The following is a 25,548-nucleotide window of genomic DNA, read 5'->3' on the forward strand; positions in this document are numbered from 1 at the left end:
TTTTCTTATGCCTTCAATCGGGTCTGGAACATGAGTGACATGGAAACTCTCGAAAATTCCCTGATGGCTGATATCGCATCCGCCGCGGACGAGGCCTCGATCGAGGCTGTGCGCGTTTCGGCGCTGGGCAAGAAGGGCTCGGTTTCCGAGATGCTGAAGACGCTTGGCGCGATGAGCGCCGAGGAGCGCCAGCTGAAGGGTCCGGCCATAAACGGCCTCAAGAACCGCGTTACCGATGCGCTCTCGTTGCGACGGGCCGAGCTGAAGGATGTGGCGATCACCGCCCGCCTGGCCGCCGAAAAGGTCGACGTGACCTTGCCGGTGCGGCAGTCGCCCGCCGAGCGCGGCCGCATCCATCCGATCAGCCAGGTCATCGACGAGATTGCGGCGATCTTCGGCGACCTCGGCTTCTCGATCGCCGAGGGCCCGGACATCGAGACCGACTATTACAATTTCACCGCGCTGAATTTCCCCGAAGGCCATCCGGCGCGCGAGATGCACGACACCTTCTTCTTCCAGCCTGACGAGAAGGGCGAGCGCAAGCTTTTGCGCACCCACACCTCGCCGGTGCAGATCCGCACCATGGAGACGAAGAAGCCGCCGATCCGCATCGTCATTCCGGGCAAGACCTACCGGCAGGATTCGGACGCCACCCACTCGCCGATGTTCCATCAGGTCGAGGGGCTGGTGATCGACAAGACGGCCAATGTCGCCAACATGAAGTGGGTGCTGGAGGAGTTCTGCAAGGCCTTCTTCGAAGTGCCCTCGGTAAAGATGCGGTTCCGGCCGTCCTTCTTCCCGTTCACCGAACCGAGCCTTGAGGTCGACATCCAGTGCGACCGTTCGCGGCCCGGCGAAGTGCGCTTTGGCGAAGGATCCGACTGGATGGAGATCCTCGGCTGCGGCATGGTGCATCCCAATGTGCTGCGCCATGGCGGGCTCGACCCGGACGAATACCAGGGCTTTGCCTGGGGCATGGGCATCGACCGCATCGCCATGCTGAAATACGGCATGCCGGACCTGCGCGCCTTCTTCGATGCCGACGTGCGCTGGCTGTCGCATTACGGGTTCCGGCCGCTCGACATGCCGACGCTGTTCGGAGGCCTGAGCGCATGACAGCCGCCCACGCCGGCGGCTGCCGCTGCGGCGCCGTGCGGTTCGAGGTCTCGGCCGAACCGCACCACGTCAGCTATTGCCATTGCGGCGATTGCCGGCGGGCGAGCGGCGCGCCGGTATCGGCCTTTGTCGGCTTCCCGGTCGATCAGGTGGCGTTCACCGGCAAGGCGCTGAAGATGTACGAGAACGGGCCGGTGACGCGCTCCTTCTGCGGCATATGCGGCTCGCCGATCGCCTATGTCGACGAGCGGCTGGAGGACGTCATCTATTTCACGCTCGGCGCCATGGACGTGCCGGCCGATTTCCCGCCGACGCTGCATGCCTATGTCAGTGAGCAGCTTCCCTTCCTGCACATGCCCGACGACCTGCCGAGATATTCGAAAACAAGCGTCAAAAGACCAGACGGAACAGTCCCATGAAATTCACCCTCTCCTGGCTCAAGGACCATCTCGAGACCTACGCCACGCTCGACGAGATCGTCGAGCGGCTGACCTCGATCGGCCTCGAAGTCGAGCATGTCGACGACAAGTCGAGCCTGAAACCGTTCGTCATCGCCAAGGTGCTGACGGCGGTGCAGCATCCCGATGCCGACCGGCTGCGCGTGCTCACCGTCGATACCGGCGACGGCAAGCCGCCCGTGCAGGTCGTCTGCGGCGCGCCGAACGCCCGTGCGGGCCTGATCGGCGCCTTTGCAGCGCCCGGCGCCTATGTGCCCGGCATCGACGTGACGCTGACGGTCGGCAAGATCAGGGGCGTCGAAAGCCATGGCATGATGTGTTCGGAGCGCGAGCTGCAGCTTTCCGACGAGCACAACGGCATCATCGATCTGCCCGAGGACGCGCCTGTCGGCACCAGCTTTGCCGCCTATGCGCATCTCGACGATCCGGTCATCGAGATCAACCTGACGCCGAACCGGCCGGACGCCACCAGCGTCTACGGCATCGCCCGGGATCTGGCGGCGAGCGGGCTTGGTACGTTGAAGAGCGCTGCGATCGAGGAGATCCCCGGCAAAGGCGAGACGCCGGTCAAGGTGGCGATTGAAGCGCCGGAGCTCTGCCCCGGTTTCGCGCTGCGGCTGGTGCGTGGCGTCAAGAACGGTCCATCGCCGAAATGGCTGCAGCAGCGATTGATCGCCATTGGGCTGCGGCCGATCAGTGCGCTGGTCGACATCACCAACTATGTCACCTTCGACCGCGGCCGGCCGCTGCATGTGTTCGACGCCAGGAAGGTTGCCGGCAACCTGACCGTGCGCCGCGCACGCGATGGCGAAAAGGTGCTGGCGCTCGACGGCCGCGAATACACGCTGACGCCGGAGATGTGTGTCATCGCCGATGAGGACGGCGTCGAGTCGATCGCCGGCATCATGGGCGGCGAGCATTCGGGCTGTGACGAGAACACGTCAGACGTGCTGATCGAATCGGCCCTTTGGGATCCGATCACCACCGCTCGCACTGGTCGCACGCTCGGCATCATCACCGACGCGCGCTACCGCTTCGAGCGCGGCGTCGACCCTGAATTCATGGTTCCCGGCGTCGAACTGGCGACCAGGCTGGTGCTCGATTTCTGTGGCGGCACGCCGACGGAGATCGAGGTGGCGGGCTATGCCGGCTACCAGCCCAAGATCGTCTCCTTCCCGCTGTCGGAAGTGAAGCGGCTGACCGGCATCGAGGTGCCAAGGGCGGAAAGCCTCGATATCCTGTCGCGCCTCGGCTTCGAGCCGCAGGGCTCGGGCGATGTTGTCAACGTCGCCGTGCCGTCATGGCGCCCTGATGTCGACGGCAAGGCCGACCTGGTCGAGGAGGTGATGCGCATCCATGGCGTCGACAACATCGCGCCGCAGCCGCTCGGTGCGCATGATGCGGTCAATGCCAGGATCCTCACAACGCTGCAGGTCCGCACCCGCACGGCCAAGCGTGCGCTTGCCGTGCGCGGCATGATGGAGGCCGTCACCTGGTCGTTCATTCCGGCCAGGCACGCCGAACTGTTCGGCGGCGGCCAGACCGCGCTGAAGCTTGCCAACCCGATCGCCGCCGACATGTCCGACATGCGGCCGTCGCTGCTGCCGGGGCTGATCGCCGCTGCCCAGCGCAACGCCGACAGGGGCATCGGCGACGTCGCTTTGTTCGAAGTGTCGGGCACCTATGAGGGCGACGGCGCCGACCAGCAGCGGCGCGTTGCCGCCGGCGTGCGGCGTGGCACCGCCAAGCTCGACGGCTCCGGCCGCAACTGGGCCGGCAATTCAGGCGCCGTGGGCGTGTTCGACGCCAAGGCCGATGCGATCGCCGCGCTCGAAGCCTGCGGCGCACCGGTCGAGCGATTGCAGGTCGAGGCCGGCGGCCCGGCCTGGTATCATCCCGGCCGATCCGGCACGATTAAGCTCGGGCCGAAAACCGTCCTCGGTACTTTCGGCGAATTCCACCCGAAGACGCTTGAAGGGCTGGATGCCTCCGGCCCGCTCTGCGGCTTCGAAGTGTTCGTCGACGCCGTGCCCGAGCCGAAGGCCAAGCCGACCAAGACCAAGCCGAAGCTAGAACTGTCCGCCTTCCAGGCGGTCAAGCGCGATTTCGCGTTCGTGGTCGACAGGACGGTCGAGGCAGGCACGCTGGTTCGCGCCGCCCTCGCCGCCGACAAGAAGCTGATCACAGCAGTCTCGGTCTTCGACATTTTCGAAGGTGCGTCACTCGGCGCGGCCAAGAAGTCGATCGCCATCGAGGTGTCGATCCAGCCTGTCGAGAAGACGCTGACCGACGAGGATTTCGAAGCCTTGGCCAAGCGGATCATCGAGAATGTCGGCAAGCAGACGGGCGGTGTGCTCAGGACTTGAGGGATTGCGGGCAAGAGGCGAATCGCCCTCCAAAGGGCGATGGACCATTTACGCCATTCAGGGCTCCCGTTCGAAGCACAACGTGCAGCGTTTCTCGACATTGTGTCGAGAGATGCGTTGCTGAGTGACGCTCTGGGTCGGGCGCGGCGTCTTGCCTTGCCCGACTGGCTCCTGGTCTCCGGCGCGCTCTACAACTCCGTCTGGAACGAGCTGACCGGCAAGCCATCGGGTTATGGCATCAGGGATGTCGACCTGTTCTATTTCGATGAGAGCGACCTCTCCTATGAGGCTGAGGATGGCGTGATCGCCGCTGTCGCTCCGGTCTTCGCCGAGCTGCCCCTGCCGGTCGAGGTGCGCAACCAGGCGCGGGTCCATCTCTGGTATCCCCTGAAGTTCGGACAGTCGTGCCCGCACTACACGAGTTCCAGCGACTCGGTCCGCCACTTCGCCTCCAAAACCCATGCGGTCGGCGTCCGTTTCGACGCGGATGGGCAGCTCGACCTCGTGGCGCCGTTTGGCCTCGACGACATCTTCTCGTTTCGCATTACGCCGAACCGGGTGATGGACAACCGGCAGACGCATGAGGCCAAGGGGGCGCGTGCGAAGGCCTACTGGCCGGAGATCACTGTCTATCCTTGGTGATGTCGGCGGGACAGCGCCCCCTCTTTCCTGCCGGGCATCTCCCCCTCGAGGGGGAGATTGGCGGCTTTGCCGTCCAGCCCTTCCTTCAACACTGGCGATTGGCGAAACCCGCGGTGACATCCAATCTCCCCCCTTGAGGGGGAGATGTCCGGCAGGACAGAGAGGGGTGTTTCGCGCCGTCATCTCGCACCTTCTGCACTGTCGAAGAAAGGAGGCGCCGAAGCGCCCTTCTAATCTGCCAATTCTTCCGTTTTCACCCATTCACCAGCGCCAGCAGCTCCTCGGTGTAGCGCTTGCCGACGACCTTATCCGGCGACAGCGCATCGCCGATGGCTTGCACCTCGGCCGTGCTCAGCTCGATCCCAGCCACCGCCGTGTTTTGCTCCAGATGGCGGATTTTTCGCGCCCCGGGGATCGGCACGATGAAATCGCCCTGGTGCAGCACCCAGGCCAGCGCCAGCTGCGCCGAGGTCACGCCCCTTTCAGCCGCCATCTTTTCCAGCGTCGCGATGACAGCGGCATTGGCCGCCATGGCGTCGGCCTGGAAGCGCGGCAGGCCACGCCGCCAGTCGTCGTCGCCCAAGGCCTCGGGCTTGGCGATCGTGCCGGTCAAAAGGCCACGGCCGAGTGGGCTGTAGGGGACAAAGCCGATGCCGAGTTCGCGGCAGACAGCGAACACTTCGTCTTCCGGGTCACGGCTCCACAGCGAATATTCGCTCTGCACGGCTGATATCGGATGCACGGCATGCGCCCGGCGGATGGTCGCGGCACTGGCCTCCGACAGGCCGAGCGCGCGCACCTTGCCCTCGCGCACCAGTTCGGCCATGGCGCCGACCGTATCCTCGATCGGCACATTGGGATCGACGCGGTGCTGGTAGTAGAGATCGATGACATCGGTGCCGAGCCGCTTCAGCGAGGCCTCGGCGACGGCTTTGACGTGCTCGGGACGGCTGTCGACGCCGGCCATACGGTTGATGCCGGTACCTTCCTCCAAAATCTTGAAGCCGAATTTGGTGGCGATGGTCACCTTGTCACGAACCGACTTCAGAGCCTTGCCGAGCAGGATCTCGTTCTCGTAGGGGCCATAGACTTCCGCCGTATCGAAGAAGTTGACGCCGATCTCGACGGCGCGGTGCAACGTGGCGATCGCGTCGGCCTCCGGCTGGCCGCCATAGACGAAACTCATCCCCATGCAGCCGAGGCCGACGGGATACACGTTCAATTCAGTTCCTAGCTTGCGGGTTTGCATCAGGCATCTCCTTGTTGTGATGCGACAGAGATAGCGCCTTGCTTTGTGTTCGATAATCGTCTCTCATTTGCACGGGCTGTTCCAAAGAATAGATCAATGAACCGAGCGCATCTGTCCCAATTGGCCGTGCTGGCAACCGTTGCCCAATGCGGCAGCTTTCGCGGCGCGGCCAGGGAATTGGCCATCGCGCCATCGGCGGTCAGCCATGCGGTGTCCAGCCTCGAGGCGCGACTGGGCGTTCGTCTTCTGGCGCGCAGCACCCGCAGCGTCGCCCCGACCGAGGAGGGCGCGCAACTGCTTGAACGGTTGCGGCCGGCCCTTTCCGAGATCGACCTGGCTCTGGAGACGGCGGTCGAGGCGCGCGACCGGCCGACCGGGAATCTGCGGCTCAGCGTGCCGCGCACGGCAGCACATCTGGTGCTGACGCCACGGCTCGGCGCCTTTGCCGCGGCCTATCCCGATATCGTGCTGGAGATCGTCATCGAGGACCGCTTCACCGATGTCGTCGAGGGCGGTTTCGATGCCGGTGTGCGGCTCGGCGAGAGCTTGCAGCGCGACATGATCGCGGTGCGCATCGGGCCGGACATTCGCGGCGCGGTGGTCGGCGCGCCATCCTATTTCGCGGCCATGCCGAGACCGCATCATCCGCGAGACCTTGCCGATCATCGCTGCATCCGCTTTCGTTTCTCCAGCGGCATCCTCTACCGGTGGGAGTTCGAGAAGGGCGGCAAGGCGATCGAGATGGCCGTGCAGGGACCGCTTGTCCTCGATGAGGACCATCTGATCGCCCGGGCGGCCGTCGACGGCGCCGGGCTCGCCTTCGTCTTCGAGGATTATATCCGCACGCCACTCGCCGATGGCCGACTGATCCGCGTGCTGGAGGACTGGTGCCCGCCTTTCGACGGGTTCTTCGTCTACTATCCCAGCCGCCGCCAGATGCGGCCGGCGCTGCGCGCCTTCGTCGATTTCTTCAAGGTGAGCGGATAACTTCACCCTCTCCCTTGTGGGGAGGGTCGCGCTGCAAATGCCGCAAGGCGGCGTTGCGAAGCGGGGGTCTCGTAGGGCGCGCCCCGTCTTGCAATCTCCGCTGCGAGCAAGGGGAGGGTGAAGCGAAGGAAGAAAGTCGCCCCGGCATTCGTTCACGTCCCATGCATGCATCGATCACCAACAGCACGACCCGCTATGGCTGGGGTGCGATCATTCTTCACTGGCTGATTGCGCTGATCTTCATCGGCCAGTTCGGGCTCGGCTTCATCATGGTGCGGCTGACCAGCCAGCGCACTGCCTTCGAACTGATCCAACTGCACAAATCCCTCGGCTTTCTGCTGCTCGGGCTGGTAATCCTGCGCATCGCCTGGCGCTTCGGCAATGCGGCGCCGGCGCTGCCGCGCTCGGTTGGAACCTTGGAGCGGCGGGCCGCGCCGCTCGCTCACCTTGCTCTCTACGCGTTTCAACTGGCCCTACCCTTGTCCGGCTGGGCGCTGGTGTCGGTGTCGATGCTGGAGATACCCAGCCTGCCGTTCAATCTTTTCCTCATGCCGAACCTGCCGCTGGCCGAATCGGATGCGGCCGAAAACTTCTGGGCGTCAGCGCATTGGTATCTCGCCTATGCCGGCATGGCCCTGGTCGTACTGCATGTCGCGGCGGCGCTGCGTCATCATTTCCAGCTCAGGGATGGCGTGCTCACTCGCATGATCACGCCTTCGTCAGAGGACAGTGCGGAATAGAGCGGTGGGGTCATTCGTTCATTGGGTGAGGGCGCGCAGGAAATGCGCTGCCTACAACAAGGAACACCTCAATGTACACGCGTATCCTCGGATTTGCGGCGGTCGCCGTTTGTCTTGCCATGCCGGCTTCAGCGGCAATAGCGCTTGGTGATGCCGCCGGCAGCTACGCGATCAGCCCGGCCAACTCCTCGATCCGCTTTTCCATCGGCAAGGTCGGTGGCGGCGGCCTCGATGGCGCCTTCGGCCGCTTCAAAGGCTCGATCCGCATCGACAACAGCGACGTCGCCCGCTCGCAGGTCAATTTCACCATATTTCCCGAAAGCGTCGGCACCGGCCAGGGCCGCATCGATGCCTTCCTGCGCTCCGACGCGGTGTTCGATGCCGCCGACAGCCCTGAGATCCAGTTCCGCTCGACCAGCGTGACCCGCACCAGCGACACCACGGCGCTGGTCAGCGGCCGGCTGACGGCGCGCGGCAAGACATTCCCGGAAAAGTTCACGGCCGAGCTTGGCGGTCTGAAGGCCGGCACGATAAAATTCCATGTCACCGGCCAGGTGCTCAGGTCACGCTACGGCATGGATGTCGGCACGCCGATCTATTCCAACATCGTCGACTTCGACATGACGCTGACGGGCAAACGGGGCTGAAACCAGGCAGTCCCGGTCATTGGCTTTTCCTGAGATTTCGGGCAAACCTCGTCGCCTGCAATCGCTATGGAGAGGCCTGATGTTCCGATGGGGTGTGTTGTCGACGGCCAAGATCGGCCGCGAGCAGTTGTTGCCGGCAATGGTCGACGCGGAGAACGGCGTTCTGTCGGCGATTGCCAGCCGCGATTTATCGAAAGCCAAGGCACTGGCAGAGCGCTTCGGCGCGCGCCATGCCTTCGGCTCCTATGAGGACCTGCTCGCCTCCAGCGAGGTCGACGGCGTCTACATCCCGCTGCCGACCTCCCAACACGTCGAATGGGCGGCCAAGGCGATCGAGGCCGGCAAGCACGTGCTGGTCGAAAAGCCGCTGGCGCTCGACGCCAAGGACATTCTGCCGCTGATCAAGCTGCGCGATGCCAAGAAGGTGCTGGTCTGCGAAGCCTTCATGGTCATCTACCACCCGCAATGGATCAAGGTGCGCGATCTCATCGCCAGCGGCGCCATCGGCCGGCTGCGGCACGTGCAGGGCGCCTTCTCCTATTACAACGTCGATCCCAACAACATGCGCAACAAGCTCGATCTCGGCGGCGGCGCGCTGCCCGACATCGGCGTATACCCCACCGTCTCGACGCGCTTTTCCACTGGCAAGGAGCCGTTGCGCGTCCAGGCGACGATCGAGCGCGACAAGACATTCGGCACCGACATCTATTCCTCGATCCGCGCAGATTTCGGCGACTTCGAGCTGTCCTTCTACCTGTCGACGCAGATGGCGGCGCGCCAGGTCATGGTGTTCCATGGCGAGAAGGGTTTCATCGAGGTGTTTTCGCCCTTCAACGCCGGGCTCTACGACCATCACCGCGTCGAACTGCACAACCAGAACCACACGGAGGCGCAGGTATTCCGCTTTCCCGGCACCCAGCAGTACCGGCTGGAGGTCGAGACCTTCGCGCGGGCCGCACAGGGTGGCAAGGAGCGGGTCTTCACGCTGGAAGAATCCGTGCTCAACCAGAAGGTCATCGACGCCATCTTCCGCGCTGGCGGCAAGGAAGGTTGGGAGGCCGTCTAGCCAGCCCTCTGTTTGACGCAATTCCGGACGGAAAACCGTTTCACAATTCCTGGAGTTGCTTTAGCCGGCTAATGGGAAGGGGGAAAGATGGCTGACCATGCTGACGTGATCATTGTCGGCGCCGGCCTCGCCGGGCTGGTCGCCGCCGCCGAGCTTGCCGAGGCCGGCAAGAAAACCGTCATCGTCGACCAGGAACCGGAACAGTCGCTCGGCGGCCAGGCGTTCTGGTCGTTCGGTGGGCTCTTCCTCGTCGATTCGCCCGAGCAGCGGCGCATGCGCATCCACGATTCGCATGATCTGGCACTCGAGGACTGGCTGGGCACCGCCGCTTTCGACCGCCCGGAAGATCACTGGCCGCGCAAATGGGCCGAAGCCTATGTCGGCTTTGCCGCCGGCGAGAAGCGCTCATGGCTGACGCAGCGCGGCCTGAAATTCTTTCCCGTCGTCGGTTGGGCCGAGCGTGGCGGTGGCAATGCCATCGGCCATGGCAATTCGGTGCCGCGCTTTCACATCACCTGGGGCACCGGCCCCGGCGTGCTTGAACCCTTCGTCCAGCGCGTCCGCGAAGCCGAGAAAAGTGGGCTGATCCGCTTCAAATTCCGCCACAGGGTCAACGAATTGACCCGCACGGGTGCCATCGTCGACGGCGTGCGCGGCGACATCCTGCAGCCGAGCGCCGTCGAGCGTGGCCACAAAAGCTCGCGCGACATATCAGGCGATTTCGAGCTTCATGCGCAAGCGGTGATCGTTGCCTCCGGCGGCATCGGCGCCAACCACCAGCTTGTCCGGGAGAACTGGCCGCAGCGGCTTGGCGCGGCACCCAGGCGCATGATCACGGGCGTGCCCGACCATGTCGACGGCCGCATGCTGGCGATCACCGAAACGGCCGGCGGCAGCATCATCAACCGCGACCGCATGTGGCACTATGTCGAGGGCATCAAGAACTGGGCGCCGATCTGGACCGATCATGCGATCCGCATCCTGCCCGGCCCGTCATCCCTGTGGCTCGATGCCAGGGGCAAGCGCCTGCCGGTGCCGCTCTATCCCGGCTTCGACACGCTGGGCACGCTCAGCCACATCATGAGCACCGGCTTCGACTATTCCTGGTTCATCCTGACCAGGAAGATCATCCAGAAGGAGTTCGCACTGTCGGGCTCCGAACAGAATCCCGACCTGACCGGCAAGAGCTGGCGCCAGGTTCTCGGCCGCGCCACTTCAGGCATTCCGGGCCCGGTCAAGGCGTTTATGGAAAAGGGCGAGGATTTCATCGTCGAGGCCGACCTGTCGACGCTGGTCGCCCGCATGAACGCGCTGGCCGGCGGCGAGCCGCTACTCGAACTCGCGAAGGTCGAACGCGAGATCCGCGCCCGCGACCGGCAGCTCGACAATCCGTTCTCCAAGGACATGCAGATCACCGCATTGCGCGGTGCGCGTGCTTACCTTGGCGACAAACTGATCCGCACGGCCAAGCCGCACAAAATGCTTGACCCGGCAAACGGCCCGCTGATCGCGGTCCGCCTCAACATCCTGACCCGCAAGACGCTCGGCGGCCTGCAGACCGATCTCGACAGCCGCGTGCTGGGTACCGACGGCCAGCCGGTGGTGGGCCTCTATGCCATCGGTGAAGCCGCCGGTTTCGGTGGCGGCGGCGTTCATGGCTATGCGGCGCTTGAAGGCACGTTCCTTGGCGGCTGCATCTTTTCCGGCCGCAGCGCCGGCCGGGCGGCGGCCGTCGCGGTGGCGTGAAACAGCGCCGTCGCGGTCCGATTTCCTGCTTGGGGGGCACATACGCCCAGGCGATAAACATATGACTTTTTTATATTTTTCAGTTTTCGGCCGCCTCGAATACAAATGCGGTTGCTTTTATCTTTCTGAGTGCAGCCGGTCCTGAGCCGCTGCAGGCAGTCACCACCTCGTGGCGACAGTTAAGAAAGAAGGAAGTCCTCGATGTTCCTCTCGGACGGGCTCTATCTGCCCACCCATCGTCCGCTGCCGGCGTCGCAGCTCGAACAAATCAGGCGGGCGGCCAACAACAATCGCCGGCCGGGCAGCCTGGTCGCGCCCTTCACATCGACATGGTGGCTCCTGGTCGTCGGCGGCTTGCTGGTCGCCGCCACCATCGCTGCTCAAGTTTCCTGATCGCAAGGCACAAGATCATCATGCAACGTTCTCACATTCCCCCTGACGGAAGGGCCCCTCACCGTTTCGTGGTTGGGCGCGACGGTGAAGGCCACTGGATCGCGCGCGACGAAGAAGGCCTGACCGGCGGCGTTTTCGCCGATAGGAGTTCCGCTGTTCGTTTTGCCACAATGGAAAGCGGTCATCAGGCCGGCGCGATACGCTTCGCCCCGGCAAGCGTCCGGCTTTCCCTGTTCAACTGATCCTGCTTCCGGCTGCTTTCACCTTTCCGGAACGGTCTGACCATGGACACGTCCAACACTGCCGATCTGGTCGGATTGCTCGATCGTCTCCCGCATGTCGGCAGATTGCTCGAACACCAGCTGTGGGAGGCCGCACGCGGCCCGTCGCTCGACAGATCGTCCCGGCAAGGCCGGCGGTTTGCCCGTCTGGTCGAGGCCGGCGCCACGCTCGACGCCGTCCTCCTGCTCGTCGCCTTGTCGAAGCCGGAGCGCTCGGTTTCGTCGCTCAGCAGGATCGGCGAGCGATGGTTTTGCACCATTCAAGTCCCGCCTGCAGGGATGCCTGGCAACGCCCGCAAATTCGAAGCGGACCACACCGATCTGGCAGCAGCGGTGCTCTCGGCTCTGCTTCTTTCGCACCGCGAACAGGCGGCGTCCCCAAACAATCACCAAGGAGAATTTGATTCCCATGACACCCGAACAAGCACGAACGCGCCTGACCGGAGCGATGACCGCGCTGGTAACGCCATTCACCGACGGCGAGGTCGACCTGAAGCAACTGACCACGCTGCTGCGCTGGCAGATCGAACAAGGGATCAACGGGCTGGTGCCGTGCGGCACCACCGGTGAGTCCCCGACCCTATCGTGGGAGGAGCGCCTCGACATCATCGCGCTCTGCGTGAAAATTGCCGCGGGGAAGGTGCCGATCATCGCCGGCACCGGGACGAACAGCACCGAGACGACGATTGCTCTTTCGACAGCCGCCGAGGCTTTCGGGGCCGACGCGGCCCTCATCGTCACGCCCTACTACAACAGGCCGAGCCAGGAGGGGATATTCCGCCACTTCGAAGCCATCGCCAGCAAGGTCAAGATACCGATCATCGTCTACAATGTCCCGGCCCGGACCGGTGTCGACCTGTCGCTGGAGACGGTCGAGCGCCTAGCGCAGATTCCAACCATCGTCGGCATCAAGGACGCCACCGGCGATGTGAACCGCCTGTCCTCGCTTCCCGCAGTGCTGAGGCGTCGCTTCATCTGTCTGTCCGGTCACGACGCCACGTCGTTCGGCTTCAACACGATGGGCGGGCGTGGCACGATCTCCGTGGTCTCGAACGTCGCGCCTCGACTGTGCGTCGAGATGCATGATGCCTGCCGGCAAGACGACCACCATACCGCTCGGGCCATCCATCATCGCTTGCGGCCACTCATCGCGGCGCTCGAGCTGGAGAGCAATCCGGTGCCGGTCAAATACGCCCTGCACCTGGCGCTAGGCCTAAGCCCTGACGTCCGCTTGCCAATGACCGCTGTCCGTCCTGAAACCGCGACGGCAATTCGAGAGGCGATGGTGACTTTGAACGAGGGTGGATACAGCGCAATGCGATCAGGATTGATTGCGGCCGTGCCTGCTCAGCAGCGGTTTTGACGGAGCGGCCTTGCCGTCAGCGGCGTAGACCAGGCCCGGTTGGACGATCCATTCGCCAGCCCGCAGCGCTTCGACATCGAAACGCCCATCGGCGTCGCGTGTTGCAACGCCGACATAGCGATATCGGGATCCGCTCGCATCGACGACCGTATCGGCGATCGGATGGCCGGCGAGCCGGCCGATGATCGCGCCTTGTTCTCTGAGGTTTGCCAGGACAAAATATTCCGTCGGCACCCTGCGGCTGACCCTGGAGGTCAGCCAGACTGAATGTGATCTCATGGTCGTTGAAGCCAGTCTGTCGTTCCGGCCGCCGTCGAGCGGCGGCCCGGAAATACATAGTCGCTGGCCGTATAGGAATTCGAGACCAGGTTTTGGCCTGAATTATATACGCCGCATATGGATGACGGCGCTCAGGGGACCCATTCGCCCGTTCCCAAAGCGGCTACCGCATCGACGATCCGCGTAAAGCTGGCGCGGGCGCGGCCGACCGTGTGCCGGGCTCTCAGATAGCCATGCACCAGCCCAGCTTCCTCGAACCAATATGCCCGTCCGCCGGCGGCGGCGACGCGTGCGCGATAGGCTTCGCCGTCTGATGACAGCGGGTCGCACTCGGCAGTGATCAGCACCGTCGGCGGCAGATTGGCGAAGTCACCATCGGCGAGCGGCGACAGCGTGATGTCACCGGTCCTATCCACGCCGCCGGTGCGGACCTTCTTGTAGAATTCCAGGTCGCGCACCGTCAGCATCGGCGCCTCGGCATGCGTCACGTAAGAGCCGCGCGAGCGGTCGCCGCCGAGGCCGGGATAGATCAGCACCTGGCCAATCGGCTTGCGCTGATGGCCGCGTGTCGCATGGCTGACGGCAGCGGCAAGATTGCCGCCGGCGCTGTCGCCGCAAAGCACGATGGGATGCTCGCGATTGGTGGTGGCCCATTCGAAGGCGCCCATTGCATCGTCGAAGGCGGCCGGATGCAAGTGTTCCGGCGCCAGCCGGTAGTCGACCGAGACCACCTCATGGCCGGTGCGGCCGCAGAGCTCGGCGCAGACATCGTCATGGCTGTCCAGCCCGCCGAGGATGAAGCCGCCGCCATGGAAATACAGCACCGTCGCCGCTGCCTGCGACGCGCTTCGGTAGATGCGGATCGGGATATCATGAGTGGTCGTTGCAATGGCAGAGGTTTCGACCGCAACACCCTCGGGATAGCCGGCAAAGAACTCGCGGCACATGCGGTCATAGATCTCGCGCTGCTGTGCGATCGTGTAGTCGATCGTGTCAGGCGGATAATAGGAATTGGTCTGCTCGATGAAGGCCCAGGTCTCGGCGTCGATGAGGGTTTTGTAGTCGGTCATGGGGCTTTGTAGTCGGCCATGGGGCCGCCACTACTTCCCCTTCCACACCGGCTCGCGCTTTTCGGCGAAAGCACGAAAACCCTCCATATTGTCTTCGGAGCCATAGAGGGCATCGACCGTCGGCAACTGGCGGCGTGTTACCTTGTTCATCGCGTCCTGGAAGGTGAGCGCCTCCGCCACCCGCGCCGTCTCCTTGATCGCGGCAAACACCAGTGGCGGGCCGCCAGCGAGCAGCCTGGCGATCTCCCAGACGCGGTCCTCGAGCTTCTCCTTGGGCAGTACTTCGTTGACAAGGCCCCAGCGATGCGCCTCGGCGACATCCATCCAGCGGCCCGTGAGCAAAAGATCCATGGCGACATGATAGGGGATGCGCTTCGGCAGCTTGATCGTCGCCGCGTCAGCCAGCGTGCCGGCGCGGATCTCGGGCAGCGCAAAGGAGGAATGATCGGAGGCGTAGATGAGGTCGCACGACAGCGCCAGCTCGAAGCCGCCGCCCACCGCCATGCCGTTGACGCAAGCGATGACCGGCTTGTTGAGGTCGCGCAGTTCCTGCAGTCCGGCAAAGCCGCCGACGCCATAGTCGCCGTCGACCGCATCGCCGCCGGCAGCCGCCTTCAGGTCCCAGCCGGCGCAGAAGAACTTGTCGCCGGCGGTCTTGACGATGGCGACGCGCAACTCCGGATCGTCGCGGAAGGCCTTGAATGTCTCGCCCATCAGCCGCGAGGTCTTGAGATCGATGGCGTTGGCCTTGGGCCGGTCGAGCGTGACCTCGAGGATGGTACCCTCGCGGCGGGTCGAAATGACGTCAGCCATTCTTCTTGTCTCCCAGCACCAGCAGCGCGTCGGCGATCCAGGCACCCTTGCCCTCTGTGCAGACGATCAGCGGGTTGATGTCGAGTTCCTCGATCTCGCCGGCATTCTGCTGCACGAAGGCGGCAATGCCCGAGATGGCCTCGATGGCCGCGGCGACGTCTGCCTTCGGCCGGCCGCGATAGCCTTCGAGCAGCGGGAACAGTTTGAGGCCGCGCAACGCCGCCTCGATGTCGTCGCGGGTTGCCGGCAGCATCAGCGTGACGCTGTCGCGCAGCAGTTCGACCAGCACGCCGCCGGTGCCCAGCGTCATCACCGCGCCGAACATCGGGTCACGGGTGAAGCCGACGATCAGTTCGGCGACGCCGTCGCGCACCATGTGCTCGACATAGAGGCCGGTGCCGAGCGGCAGCAGGTCATGCGCTGCCGTGCTGACGGATTCGGCGTCCTTGAGGTTGAGCCTGACAGCGCCGACCTCGGATTTGTGGGTGACGCCCAGCGCCTTCAGCGCCACCGGAAAGCCGAGCGCCATCGACGAGATCACCGCCTCGACGGCATTGGCGGCGCGTTCGCCCTTGGGCACCGGCAGGCCGGCCTTGATCAGCCGCGATTTCGCCTCGGCCTCGTCGGGCGTGATGTGGTCGCCACCGGGCGCGCCGGAAGCGGACGTGTCGATCGGCTGCGCCTGCGGCTCGCGCCATGCCCAGCCGATGAAGGCTGCCGCCTGGGCGGCGTCCATGGCCTCGGAAATGCCGAACAACGGCACCATGCCACGCGCCATCAGCCCGGCCGTGTACTCCTCCGGCAAGTTCTCGGGCAGCGAGGAGACGATGGCGCCTTGCGCCTTGTTGGTCTTCAGCGCCGATTCGAAGGCCCGCAGGGTCGCCCACCAGTCGGTGTCTGAGCAGCGGTCGGGGCGCGGGAAGTCCAGCACCAGCATGTTGAGGTCGAAACCGCCCGACACCATGGCGGTGAAGGTGGCGGTCATCGCCGGCTCGTTGTTCCAGATGAAGGTGTGGTAGTCGAGCGGGTTGGCCACCGCCACCAGCGGCCCGAGCGTCGATTTGACATGAGCGCGGTGCGAGCCGGTCAGGTCAGGGAAATTGACCCAGCGACCCTCCGCACTGTCGGCCATGACGGACGCCTCGCCGCCCGAGCAGCTCATCGACGACAGACGATAACCGGGCAGCGGACCAGTGACGTGCAGCAGCTTCAGCGCCTCGATAAAGGCCGGAATGGAATCGACGCGGGCAATGCCGAGCCGCCTCAGGAAGGCCCCCGAGGCCGCGTCTGAGCCGGCCAGCGAGGCGGTGTGCGAGACTGTCGCCTGCCGCGCCTGTTCGGAGCGTCCGACTTTCATGGCGATGATCGGCTTCTTCAGCTCGCGTGCCCGGGCCGCCAGCCGTTCGAAGCCGGCTACCGAATCGAAGGCCTCGATGTGCAGCCCGAGCGACGTAACCCGCTCGTCCTCGATCAGGCCAAGCGCCATTTCGGACAGGCCGGTCTGCGCCTGGTTGCCGGCCGTCATCAGGAAGGCGATCGGCAGGCCGCGCTTTTGCATCGTCATGTTGATGGCGATGTTGGACGACTGGGTGATGATGGCGACGCCTTTGCCGCCGTCGGCCAGCCTGATGCCGCCATGCTGGTCGGGCCACAGGAGTGCGCCGTCGGCATAGTTGATCAGGCCATAGCAGTTCGGCCCGATGATCGGCATCTGGCCCGCCGCCGCGACCAGCTCGGCCTGCAGCCGCTCGCCGTCGTCATCATAGGCCTCGGTCTCGAGGAAGCCTGCGGCAAAGCAGACGGCGCCGCCGGCGCCGCGTTCGGCCAGCGCCTTGACCACCTCGATGGTCAGGTGGCGGTTGACGCCGACAAAGGCGGCGTCAGGTGCGCCGGGCAGATCGGCTACCGAACGGTAGGCCTTGCGGCCGGCCACCTCGTCCTTGGTCGGGTGCACCGGCCAGATCTCGCCGGCAAAGCCCATCTTGATCGACTGCGCGACGACGGCGGCAGCCTGCGCGCCGCCGAAGACAGCGATCGACTTCGGCCGCAGGAGACGTTCGAGTTTATGCATGATCACTTTCTCGTTGGAGCATGATCTCAGGACAAACGAGATCGTTTGTCCGAGAAAACCGGATTCCACTTTTCGCGATCATGCTCAGGCTCCAAACGGGCGCAGCAGCGCTCGTGAAATGATGTGGCGCTGGATCTCGGACGTGCCTTCCCAGATACGCTCGACGCGCGCGTCGCGCCAGATGCGTTCCAGTGGCAGGTCGTCCATCAATCCCATGCCGCCATGGATCTGGATCGCTTCGTCGGCGACGAAGGCAAGCATCTCGGTGGCCTTCAATTTGGCCATGGCCATGTCCTGATCGGTGACGGTGCCCTGATCGTACTTCCAGCCGGCTTCGAACACCATCAGGTCAGCCGCCTTCAGTTCCGTCGCCATGTCGGAAAGCTTGAACGACACGCCCTGGAACTTGCCGATCTGCTGGCCGAACTGCTGGCGTTGGGCGGCATATTCGACAGCATGGCCAAGCGCCCGCTCGGCGCGGCCCAGACAGGTGGCGCCGACCTGCAGCCGGGTGGCGCCGAGCCACGAATTGGCGACGTCAAAACCCTTGTGGACCTCGCCGAGCACCTGGCTTGCCGGAAGCCGGCAATCGTCGAATTCGAGGATGGCGTTGGTGTAGCCGCGATGCGAGACGTTGCGATAGCCGTCGCGCACGGCAAAACCCTTGGTCCCCTTGTCGACGAAGAACGCGGTGATCTTCTTGCGCTTGCCGCGTGGCGAATCCTCTTCGCCCGAAGCCATGAAGACGATGGCAAAGTCGGCGAGGTCGGCGTGGCTGATGAAGTGCTTGGTGCCGTTCAGCACCCAGTCGTCACCATCCTGCACCGCGGTCGCCTTCATGCCGCGCAGATCGGAACCGGCCCCCGGCTCGGTCATCGCCAGGCAGTCCCATTTCTCGCCACGGATGCAAGGAAACAGATATTTTTCGCGCTGCTCCGGCGTGCCGGCCAAGAGGATGTTGGACGGGCGCGCCACGCAGGTCCAATGCAGGGCGTAGTTGGCTCGGCCGAGCTCTTTTTCATAAAGCAGCCAGGTCACCGTATCGAGCCCGGCACCACCGACGTCCGCCGGCATGTTGGCGGCATAGAGCCCGGCCTCGATCGCCTTGGCCTTGATCTCCTCGATCAACTCGCGGCGCAGCACGCCGGTGCGCTCGACCTCGCGCTCATGCGGATAAAGCTCGTTTTCGACGAAGGCACGCGTCGTCTCGACGATGAGCCTCTGTTCCTCCGACAGCCCGAAATCCATGGGATCAGCCCTTTTTCTTGCCGGTCTTTTTCTTCGGCTTGCTTGCCTTTGCCTTCTCCGCCGCTTTGGAGGCGGTCGGCTTCTTCGCCGCCAGCTTGGCCAGCTGCTTGGTATAGTCCTTGTGCAAGGCGCCGGCGCCCCAGCCCTTGCCTTTGTTCTGTTTCGACAGCGCGTCCATGATGGCGACCAGATTGTCGTCGCGGATCTTTTCCAGCTCGCGGATCGACAGCCCATGCGCCTGGTCGTCCGACTGCGTTGCGATCAGGTCGACCAATTCGTCGTTGAATTCCGGCACGTCCATCAGCTTGGTCCACGGCCATTTTAGGCACGGGCCGAACTGCGCCATGAAGTGGCGCATGCCGGCCTCGCCGCCAGCGACGCGATAGACCTGGAACATGCCCATCTGCGCCCAGCGTAGGCCGAAGCCATAGCGCATGATGTCGTCGAGTTCCTCGACCGTGCAGATGCCGTCCTTGATCAGCCACAGCGCCTCGCGCCACGCGGCTTCGAGCAGGCGGTCGCCGACGAAGGCTTCGATTTCCTTGCGGATGACGACAGGCTTCATGCCGATCGAGGCGTAGATCTCCTTGGCGACCTCGATCGCCTCGGGAAAGGTCTGCTCGCCACCGACGATCTCGACCAGCGGCAGCAGATAGACCGGGTTGAACGGATGGCCGACGACCAGCCGCTCCGGGTGCTTCTTCATCGCCACCTGCATGTCGGTCGGCTTGATGCCGGAGGTCGAGGAGCCGACAATGGCATTGGCAGGCGCATGGGCATCGATCTCGGCCAGCACGCGGTGCTTGAGGTCGAGCCGTTCCGGCACGCTTTCCTGGATGAAGTCGGCGTCGGCCACCGCCTCGGCGATGGTCTTGGCGAAGGTCAGTTTGCCCTCTTTCGGCAGGCCGCCGGGCACCATCTGCTTGTAGGCGCGGCGCGCTCCCTTCATCACTTCGCTGACCTTGCGCGACGCCTCCGGGTCGGGATCGAAGATCGAAATATCAATGCCGTTGAGCAGCAGGCGCGCCACCCAGCCGGCGCCGATGACACCGCCGCCGATGGCGGCCGCCTTGTTGATGATGCTCATGCTTAGGCTCCGGTTCTCTTGGTGGCAGTTTCGGGATCGAGGAGGGGCACTCGCTCGCCGGCGCGGATCACTGACGGGTCATAGGCCTTGCGGGCAAAGACTTCGAGCACGAACGGCCGGAAGAATTCGATCGGCAGCGTCTCGTAGTCGGGATCGAAGCTCGACTGGTCCCAGCGTTCGCAAAACGCATCGCAGTCGCCGAAATAGGCGTGGCCGGCAAAGCGGTCGCGGGCGTGCCGGTCGCCGCCGAGGTGATGGGCATAATAAAGCCGCTGGAAGTCGCCGTGCTTCTCCACCACCCAGGTGCATTGCTCGCGCACGAAGGGCTTCAGGATCGACGCGGCGTATTCATCGTGATTGTAGGGCGCATAGATGTCGCCGATGTCGTGCAGCAGCGCACAGGCGATCCAGTCGGTGTCGGCGCCGTCGCGCCAGGCGCGCGTCGCCGCCTGCAGCGAATGGCCGAGCCGCGTGATCTTGTAGCCCGACAGGCCCTCATCGAGCTGGACCAGCGCGTCGAGCAGCCGCTCGCCGGTCTTGGCCGCATAGTCGATCTCATGCGCGGTCAGGAACTCGTAGTCTTGCCTGTCGCCATCCTTCATCGCCGTGAACTTGACGGTAGTCATGCCGACCTCCCAGCGAATTAGTCTTCTTGTTTGAGCATGATCTCTGGACAAACGGTTTCGTTTGTCCGGGAAAACCGGTTCCCACTTTTCGGGATCATGCTCATGCCGCTATCGGCGCCCGCTTGGTCAGGTTCAGCTTCTTGCGCACTTCCTCGGGCCCGAGGATCCTGGCGCCCAGATTGGTGACGATGCGGGCGGCGCGCTCGACCAGCTGCGCATTGGTCGCCAGCACGCCCTTGTCTAGCCAGAGATTGTCTTCCAGCCCGACACGGACATTGCCGCCGGCAAGCACTGCCGCGGCGGCATAGGCCATCTGGTTGCGGCCGATGGCAAAGGCCGACCAGTTCCAGGTCGATGGCACATTGTTGACCATGGCCATGAAGGTGTTGAGGTCGTCAGGCGCACCCCACGGCACGCCCATGCAGAGCTGCACCAGGGCATCCGGATTAAGAACCTTCTCTTCGACCAGTTGCTTGGCGAACCACAGATGGCCGGTGTCGAAGGCCTCGATCTCCGGTTTGACGCCGAGCGCAGTCATCATGCCGCCCATGGCGCGCAGCATGCCGGGCGTGTTGGTCATGACATAGTCGGCCTCGGCGAAATTCATGGTGCCGCAGTCGAGCGTGCAGATTTCCGGCAGGCACTGGCGCACATGTTCCATGCGGTTGGTGGCGCCGCCCATGTCGGTGCCTTTTTCATTCAAAGGCAGCGGTGCTTCGGGCGAACCGAACACCATGTCGCCGCCCATGCCGGCGGTCAGGTTCAGGATGACGTCGACGTTTGCCGCGCGGATGCGCTCGGTCACTTCGCGGTAGAGATGCACGTCGCGACGAGGCTTGCCGGTTTCGGGGTCGCGCACATGGCAATGCACGATCGCGGCGCCGGCCTTGGCCGCATCGATGGCCGAATCGGCGATTTGCTTGGGCGAGCGCGGCACATGCGGGCTGCGGTCCTGCGAGCCACCGGACCCGGTCACGGCACAGGTAATGAAGACCTCACGGTTCATCGCGAGCGGCATCGAATTCTCCTCCCAATCGAAACAACCATGCATGCCGCCCAAAGGTGGCAACCGGTCTTGGGACACCGACATGCATAAGAACCAACCAACATTGCCTGACTTGCCGGAAACTGTTTTGCCTTTTACGAAGGGCATATGATAAAAAGCGAAAAATCCGATATCTTTCGCGCCGAGCGCCTACCGCTCAAGGTGACGCTGCTGGTGTTTTCCGGCTCGTCCATCATGTGCGTCGCGTCGGCAGTCGATCCATTGCGCGCCGCCAACCGCATCTCCGGCGAGACCCTCTTCGATTTCAAGCTGGTCTCGGTGACCGGCGAGGCTCCAGTCACCACGTGCGGCCTGCCGGTGGCGGTCAGTGGCCGCTTCGACGCGGCTGATCCAACCGACGTCCTTGTCGTTGTCGCCGGCTTCGGCACCCAGAACTACGCAACGTCGGCTCTGCTTTCAGGCCTACGCCGGGCGGCACGGACGGCGCGTGCCTGCGGCGGCGTCGAGGCCGGCACATGGCTTGTGGCGCGCGCCGGCCTGCTGGAAGGGCGCAGCGCCACCACTCACTGGGAGGACATGGAGGACTTTTCGTCGGCCTTTCCCGGCGTCGATGTCCGCCCCGACCGCTATGTCATCGACGGACCGGTCTTCACCTCGGGCGGCGCGTCGCCGACCTTCGACCTGATGCTTCATCTCATTCGCACGCGCCTCGGCATGGCGGTGGCGCTCGATGTCGCCAGCGTCTTCATCTACGACCAGGCACGCGCCGCCACCGACGCCCAGCCACTGGTCTCGCTCGGCCGGCTCGATGGCTATGATCCGCGGCTGGCGCAAGCCATCCGATTGATGGAATCGCATGTCGACCAGCCGCTGACGATAGAAGCGGTGGCAAAACGCGCCGGCGTGACGGCGCGAACCCTGGAAAGCATTTTCCGCAAGTCGATCGGCGAGACGCCGGGCGCTTATTATCTCAGGCTGCGCCTCGGCGCTGCGCGCCGGCTGGTTGTCGATACGCGGGTGGCGATGGCCGATATTGCCGGGCGGACCGGATTTTCGTCCGCCGCGGCGTTTTCGAGGGCGTTTTCGAGAGCTTTTGGCGAAGCGCCAGTCAGAGTACGGCGCGGTTGGTGAGTATCCAGTCGGTCGCGGCGGCGAGGTCATCTACCACAGCCGTGGGCGCCGGATTGAAGCGTGTTTCGTCGTTTGGGCGATACTTGCCTGTCCGCACAAGCAGCGCCGCACCAAGCCCGGCGCGCAGCGCGCCGGCGACATCGCTCTCGGCATCGTCGCCGACCATGACCCCATCGGCGGCCGAGCAGTTCATATTGGCAAGCGCCGAAAGAAAGAAGTCCGGTGTCGGCTTGCCGAGCACGACAGGGCTTCGGCCACTGGCGAATTCGAGGGCGGCAACGAAGGCGCCCGTGTCGAGGCTGAGCAGACCATCTGCATCCTTGAAGGTGCGATTGGTGGCGAGCGCCACAAAATCGGCGCCGGCCACCAGCTCGCGGAACGCCCGGTTGAGCCTGGCATGATCGAAGGCTTCGCCTGCATCTCCGACGATGACGGCCCGCCCATTTGCGCCGTCCAGTCCGGAAAACTCAGGCTCCAGGTTGGGATGGACGAGCAGATGCGGTGTGAGGCCGTGCCTGCGCAGCCATTCGACGGCGGCACGCGCCGGCGTCAGCAATTCCTCTTCTTCAACCTCGACGCCGAGGGCGGTAAGCTGCGCGATGATTGCCTTGTGTGGTGAGCGCGTTGTGTTGCTGACAAAGCGGAGCGGCAAGCCCGCATTGCGCAGGCGATCGATTGCCGAGACAGCGCCCGCTATCGGGGTGTCGCCATTGTAGACGACACCCAAAAGGTCCAGAAGCACCGCGCGTACCATCGGTGAAGGATGACGAAACAGGCTCCGTTCGTCAAACCGCAGGGACCTTCAAGCGACGTCGCGGCTTTCGTGGACAATGCGCGAGCGCATGCTCTTGGCCAGCACCGTTTCAAGTCGCGCTGCAACCGCGCGATCCCATTCGTTTGTGCGCTGCGTGCCGTCTTTCGGATGCGGCATTGCCATCAGCCGGTCGATGATCGATCCGACCTCGCCAGGTGAGAGCAGGGCGTCGATTTCACGTTCGTTCTGCATATCGGTTCGCCTCCTTCTTCCTTCCCGCTACGAGCCAGTCTTATACGAGATACGTGACGGCAGTTTGAAGGCAAGAGCGAGGTCATTGAGGGGCGGCAAAGGGCCAAACCGTGTCGTCGGAGCCAGCCTTGCGCAAAGCCGTTCCTGCGCCTGGCCAGGCCAGGTCGGAGACTTCTACAGCCGCTTCTCGAACAGTACGGTGGTGAAGCCGCTGTCCCATTCGTCGTCGGGGTAGCGATCCTTCTCGACATAGCCAACCGCTTTGTAGAGCGTCTGGCTGCGCAGGTTGAACGTGTCGGTTTCCAGCCGCGCCTGCACAAATCCGGCGGCAGCGATGGCCCGTTCGGCATGGGAAAGCAGCTTGCGGCCGACGCCTTGCCCCTGGCGCGACGCCATGACGTGCAGGGCCTCGATAAAGTCCGCACGCCAATGGATCAGGCCTGCGACGCCGCCATCGATCTCGGCAACGGCAAATTCCGGCCAGCTCTGGTCAACATAGCGCCCGCCAGTATCCGATTCGACGTAGCGCTGCGCCGCCCCCTCGGTGATGTTCGGCAGCCAGGTGCCCTGGAATGTTTCCTGCAGCACCTGCTTCAACGCCGGGATGTCGGTTGCCTGCGCCCGGCGCACGATGATTCGATCCTCTGCCATTTCCTCCTCCTGCCAGCCGCCGCGTCGCCTTTTCGGCGGCGCGGCACCTTGAACTCGCACAGGCCAACAAAGATCCGTGACTAGCAGAAGGCGACCACGGCGGCTTTCAGCCAGAGGTGGTGGATGTCGGTCCAGAGATCAGGCTTCACACGTAGCGGTTGACGATGTTTTCCAGCAGTTCCTGGCGGCCGGACCTTGGCTGCGGCTCGATCTTCTTCTTGACGACGCGCTCGGCGATCTCCTCCAGCGTGCGCTTGCCGGCAAGCATCGCCTTGCCCTCGGCCGTATTCCAGCCGGCGTAGCGTTCTGCCAGAGGTGCGGACAGCGCCTTGTCCTCGACCATGCGGGCTGCGGCTTTCAGGCCGCGCGCGCACGAATCCATGCCGCCGATATGGCCGATCAGCAGATCCTGCGGGTCGAGCGACTGGCGGCGCAGCTTGGCGTCGAAATTGGTGCCGCCGGTCTTGAAGCCGCCGGCCTGCAGGACCTGATAGTAGGCCAATGCCATTTCCGGCACGTTGTTGGGGAACTGGTCGGTGTCCCAGCCCGACTGGTAGTCGTTGCGGTTCATGTCGATCGAACCGAAAATGCCGAGCGCATTGGCCAGCGCCAGCTCGTGCTCGAAGGAATGGCCGGCCAGGATGGCGTGGCCCTGCTCGATGTTGACCTTGACCTCCTTCTCCAACCCGAAGCGCTTGAGGAAGCCATAGACCGTCGCGACATCATAGTCGTACTGGTGTTTGGTCGGCTCCTGCGGCTTCGGCTCGATCAGGATCGTGCCCTTGAAGCCGATCTTGTGCTTGTAGTCGACGACCAGGCTGAGGAAGCGGCCGGCCTGTTCCTGCTCACGGGCAAGGTCGGTGTTGAGCAGGGTCTCATAGCCCTCGCGGCCGCCCCACAGCACGTAATTTTCGCCCTTCAGCCGCTTGGTGACGTCGATGCAGTTTTTCACCGTCGCCGCCGCATAGGCAAAGACATCCGGATCGGGATTGGTGGCGGCGCCCGACATGAAGCGGCGATTGGAGAACAGGTTTGCCGTGCCCCACAACAGCTTGACGCCGGTCTGCTTCATCTTGGTGGCGAAATAGTCCGCGATCTCGTCGAGGCGTGCCGCACTCTCGGAGAAATCCTTGCCCTCCGGCCGCACGTCGGCGTCGTGGAAGCAGAAATAGGGCGCGCCGAGCAGCGAGAACATCTCGAAGGCGACATCGGCCTTGAGCTTCGCCAGTTCCATCGTGTCGATCCCGCCGGCCTTGGGGAACCACGGGCGGTCGAAGGTCTGCCCGCCGAACGGATCGCCGCCCGGCCAGGCGAAGGAATGCCAGTAGGCGACGGCGAAGCGCAGATGGTCTTCCAGCCGCTTGCCGGCCACCACCTCGTCGGGATTGTAGAACCGGTAGGCCAGCGGATTCGTCGAATCCGGCCCTTCATACTTGATCTGTTTGATGTCGCCGAAAAATCCGCTGCTCATGATCTTTGTCCTCTCTCGAATAGTTCGCCCTGATT

The 25,548-nt window shown here is 64.0% G+C and carries 25 protein-coding genes; 12 read left to right on the forward strand and 13 right to left on the reverse strand.

All coding sequences use genetic code 11. The annotated features are described in order from the left end of the window. Nucleotides 1–30 precede the first annotated feature (30 nt). The 4 genes from pheS to HNQ71_RS13965 are packed head-to-tail and all read left to right on the forward strand — an operon-like array spanning nucleotide 31 to nucleotide 4,582. Nucleotides 31–1,116 (forward strand): phenylalanine--tRNA ligase subunit alpha, encoded by a 1,086-nt coding sequence (gene pheS, locus HNQ71_RS13950; protein ID WP_184873102.1) that lies wholly within the window; start codon nucleotides 31–33, stop codon nucleotides 1,114–1,116. Beyond that, on the forward strand, nucleotides 1,113–1,535 hold the full coding sequence (locus tag HNQ71_RS13955) for a GFA family protein (RefSeq protein ID WP_184873103.1): 423 nt from the start codon (nucleotides 1,113–1,115) through the stop codon (nucleotides 1,533–1,535). Before pheS ends, HNQ71_RS13955 begins: the two co-directional genes overlap by 4 nt. Continuing rightward, entirely contained in the window at nucleotides 1,532–3,940 is a 2,409-nt protein-coding gene (gene pheT / locus HNQ71_RS13960; protein WP_184873104.1) for a phenylalanine--tRNA ligase subunit beta, read from the forward strand. Before HNQ71_RS13955 ends, pheT begins: the two co-directional genes overlap by 4 nt. A gap of 39 nt (nucleotides 3,941–3,979) precedes the next feature. Next, on the forward strand, nucleotides 3,980–4,582 hold the full coding sequence (locus tag HNQ71_RS13965; RefSeq protein WP_184873105.1) for a nucleotidyltransferase family protein: 603 nt from the start codon (nucleotides 3,980–3,982) through the stop codon (nucleotides 4,580–4,582). 253 nt (nucleotides 4,583–4,835) lie between these two features. Here the strand turns inward: HNQ71_RS13965 and HNQ71_RS13970 are convergent, their stop codons facing one another. After that, nucleotides 4,836–5,831, reverse strand: a complete 996-nt coding sequence (locus HNQ71_RS13970; protein ID WP_184873106.1) for an aldo/keto reductase — start codon at nucleotides 5,829–5,831, stop codon at nucleotides 4,836–4,838. 96 nt (nucleotides 5,832–5,927) lie between these two features. Between HNQ71_RS13970 and HNQ71_RS13975 the strand changes: the two genes are divergently transcribed. From HNQ71_RS13975 to dapA, 7 genes are all read left to right on the forward strand, one after another. After that, complete coding sequence (locus HNQ71_RS13975; RefSeq protein WP_184873107.1) at nucleotides 5,928–6,818, forward strand: LysR family transcriptional regulator; 891 nt, start codon at nucleotides 5,928–5,930, stop codon at nucleotides 6,816–6,818. Nucleotides 6,819–6,979: 161 nt separating this feature from the next. Continuing rightward, nucleotides 6,980–7,558, forward strand: a complete 579-nt coding sequence (locus HNQ71_RS13980; RefSeq protein WP_184873108.1) for a cytochrome b — start codon at nucleotides 6,980–6,982, stop codon at nucleotides 7,556–7,558. A 71-nt stretch (nucleotides 7,559–7,629) separates the two neighbouring features. Continuing rightward, nucleotides 7,630–8,205: a YceI family protein gene (locus tag HNQ71_RS13985; RefSeq protein ID WP_184873109.1), complete on the forward strand. Its 576-nt coding sequence runs from the start codon at nucleotides 7,630–7,632 to the stop codon at nucleotides 8,203–8,205. 79 nt (nucleotides 8,206–8,284) lie between these two features. After that, complete coding sequence (locus HNQ71_RS13990; protein ID WP_184873110.1) at nucleotides 8,285–9,271, forward strand: Gfo/Idh/MocA family protein; 987 nt, start codon at nucleotides 8,285–8,287, stop codon at nucleotides 9,269–9,271. Nucleotides 9,272–9,358: 87 nt separating this feature from the next. Next, entirely contained in the window at nucleotides 9,359–11,017 is a 1,659-nt protein-coding gene (locus HNQ71_RS13995; RefSeq protein WP_184873111.1) for an FAD-binding dehydrogenase, read from the forward strand. Between the two features lie 201 nt (nucleotides 11,018–11,218). After that, on the forward strand, nucleotides 11,219–11,410 hold the full coding sequence (locus tag HNQ71_RS14000) for a hypothetical protein (RefSeq protein WP_184873112.1): 192 nt from the start codon (nucleotides 11,219–11,221) through the stop codon (nucleotides 11,408–11,410). A 690-nt stretch (nucleotides 11,411–12,100) separates the two neighbouring features. Further along, nucleotides 12,101–13,054 (forward strand): 4-hydroxy-tetrahydrodipicolinate synthase, encoded by a 954-nt coding sequence (gene dapA / locus HNQ71_RS14005; protein WP_184873113.1) that lies wholly within the window; start codon nucleotides 12,101–12,103, stop codon nucleotides 13,052–13,054. Here dapA and HNQ71_RS14010 read toward each other — a convergent pair. The 8 genes from HNQ71_RS14010 to bcoG form a co-directional block, all read right to left on the reverse strand. After that, nucleotides 13,013–13,333 (reverse strand): hypothetical protein, encoded by a 321-nt coding sequence (locus tag HNQ71_RS14010; RefSeq protein WP_184873114.1) that lies wholly within the window; start codon nucleotides 13,331–13,333, stop codon nucleotides 13,013–13,015. The two genes, dapA and HNQ71_RS14010, sit on opposite strands and share 42 nt — an antisense overlap. 131 nt (nucleotides 13,334–13,464) lie before the next feature. Then, entirely contained in the window at nucleotides 13,465–14,403 is a 939-nt protein-coding gene (locus HNQ71_RS14015; protein ID WP_184873115.1) for an alpha/beta hydrolase, read from the reverse strand. Nucleotides 14,404–14,433: 30 nt separating this feature from the next. Next, nucleotides 14,434–15,216 carry a carnitinyl-CoA dehydratase gene (locus HNQ71_RS14020; RefSeq protein WP_184873116.1) on the reverse strand — a complete coding sequence of 261 codons (783 nt, stop codon included), beginning with the start codon at nucleotides 15,214–15,216 and terminating at the stop codon, nucleotides 14,434–14,436. Next, nucleotides 15,209–17,287, reverse strand: coding sequence for an acetate--CoA ligase family protein (locus HNQ71_RS14025; RefSeq protein WP_184873117.1), 2,079 nt, complete (start codon nucleotides 17,285–17,287; stop codon nucleotides 15,209–15,211). The genes HNQ71_RS14020 and HNQ71_RS14025 overlap by 8 nt, the downstream gene beginning before the upstream one ends. Before the next feature lie 84 nt (nucleotides 17,288–17,371). Next, entirely contained in the window at nucleotides 17,372–18,535 is a 1,164-nt protein-coding gene (locus HNQ71_RS14030; RefSeq protein WP_184873118.1) for an acyl-CoA dehydrogenase family protein, read from the reverse strand. Nucleotides 18,536–18,539: 4 nt separating this feature from the next. Further along, nucleotides 18,540–19,622 carry a carnitine 3-dehydrogenase gene (locus HNQ71_RS14035; protein WP_184873119.1) on the reverse strand — a complete coding sequence of 361 codons (1,083 nt, stop codon included), beginning with the start codon at nucleotides 19,620–19,622 and terminating at the stop codon, nucleotides 18,540–18,542. Nucleotides 19,623–19,624: 2 nt separating this feature from the next. After that, nucleotides 19,625–20,248, reverse strand: a complete 624-nt coding sequence (locus HNQ71_RS14040) for an HD domain-containing protein (protein WP_184873120.1) — start codon at nucleotides 20,246–20,248, stop codon at nucleotides 19,625–19,627. Between the two features lie 100 nt (nucleotides 20,249–20,348). After that, nucleotides 20,349–21,266: a 3-dehydrocarnitine:acetyl-CoA trimethylamine transferase BcoG gene (gene bcoG / locus HNQ71_RS14045; protein WP_184873121.1), complete on the reverse strand. Its 918-nt coding sequence runs from the start codon at nucleotides 21,264–21,266 to the stop codon at nucleotides 20,349–20,351. 135 nt (nucleotides 21,267–21,401) lie between these two features. Here bcoG and HNQ71_RS14050 point away from each other — a divergent pair, with 135 nt between their 5' ends. After that, the gene (locus tag HNQ71_RS14050; protein ID WP_184873122.1) at nucleotides 21,402–22,385 is read left to right on the forward strand and encodes a GlxA family transcriptional regulator; all 984 of its coding nucleotides are present in this window, start codon (nucleotides 21,402–21,404) and stop codon (nucleotides 22,383–22,385) included. Here HNQ71_RS14050 and HNQ71_RS14055 read toward each other — a convergent pair. The 4 genes from HNQ71_RS14055 to xylA form a co-directional block, all read right to left on the reverse strand. Next, a complete protein-coding gene (locus HNQ71_RS14055) occupies nucleotides 22,363–23,127 on the reverse strand; it encodes a TIGR01458 family HAD-type hydrolase (protein ID WP_343068165.1) in 765 nt (254 codons plus the stop codon). The genes HNQ71_RS14050 and HNQ71_RS14055 overlap by 23 nt on opposite strands. Nucleotides 23,128–23,187: 60 nt before the next feature. Beyond that, complete coding sequence (locus tag HNQ71_RS14060; protein ID WP_184873124.1) at nucleotides 23,188–23,391, reverse strand: hypothetical protein; 204 nt, start codon at nucleotides 23,389–23,391, stop codon at nucleotides 23,188–23,190. A gap of 174 nt (nucleotides 23,392–23,565) precedes the next feature. Beyond that, nucleotides 23,566–24,042, reverse strand: coding sequence for a GNAT family N-acetyltransferase (locus HNQ71_RS14065; protein ID WP_184873125.1), 477 nt, complete (start codon nucleotides 24,040–24,042; stop codon nucleotides 23,566–23,568). 145 nt (nucleotides 24,043–24,187) lie between these two features. After that, entirely contained in the window at nucleotides 24,188–25,513 is a 1,326-nt protein-coding gene (gene xylA, locus HNQ71_RS14070) for a xylose isomerase (RefSeq protein WP_184873126.1), read from the reverse strand. Nucleotides 25,514–25,548: the final 35 nt, after the last annotated feature.

The organism is Mesorhizobium sangaii (assembly GCF_014207355.1).
In the GTDB taxonomy this organism is placed as follows: domain Bacteria; phylum Pseudomonadota; class Alphaproteobacteria; order Rhizobiales; family Rhizobiaceae; genus Mesorhizobium; species Mesorhizobium sangaii.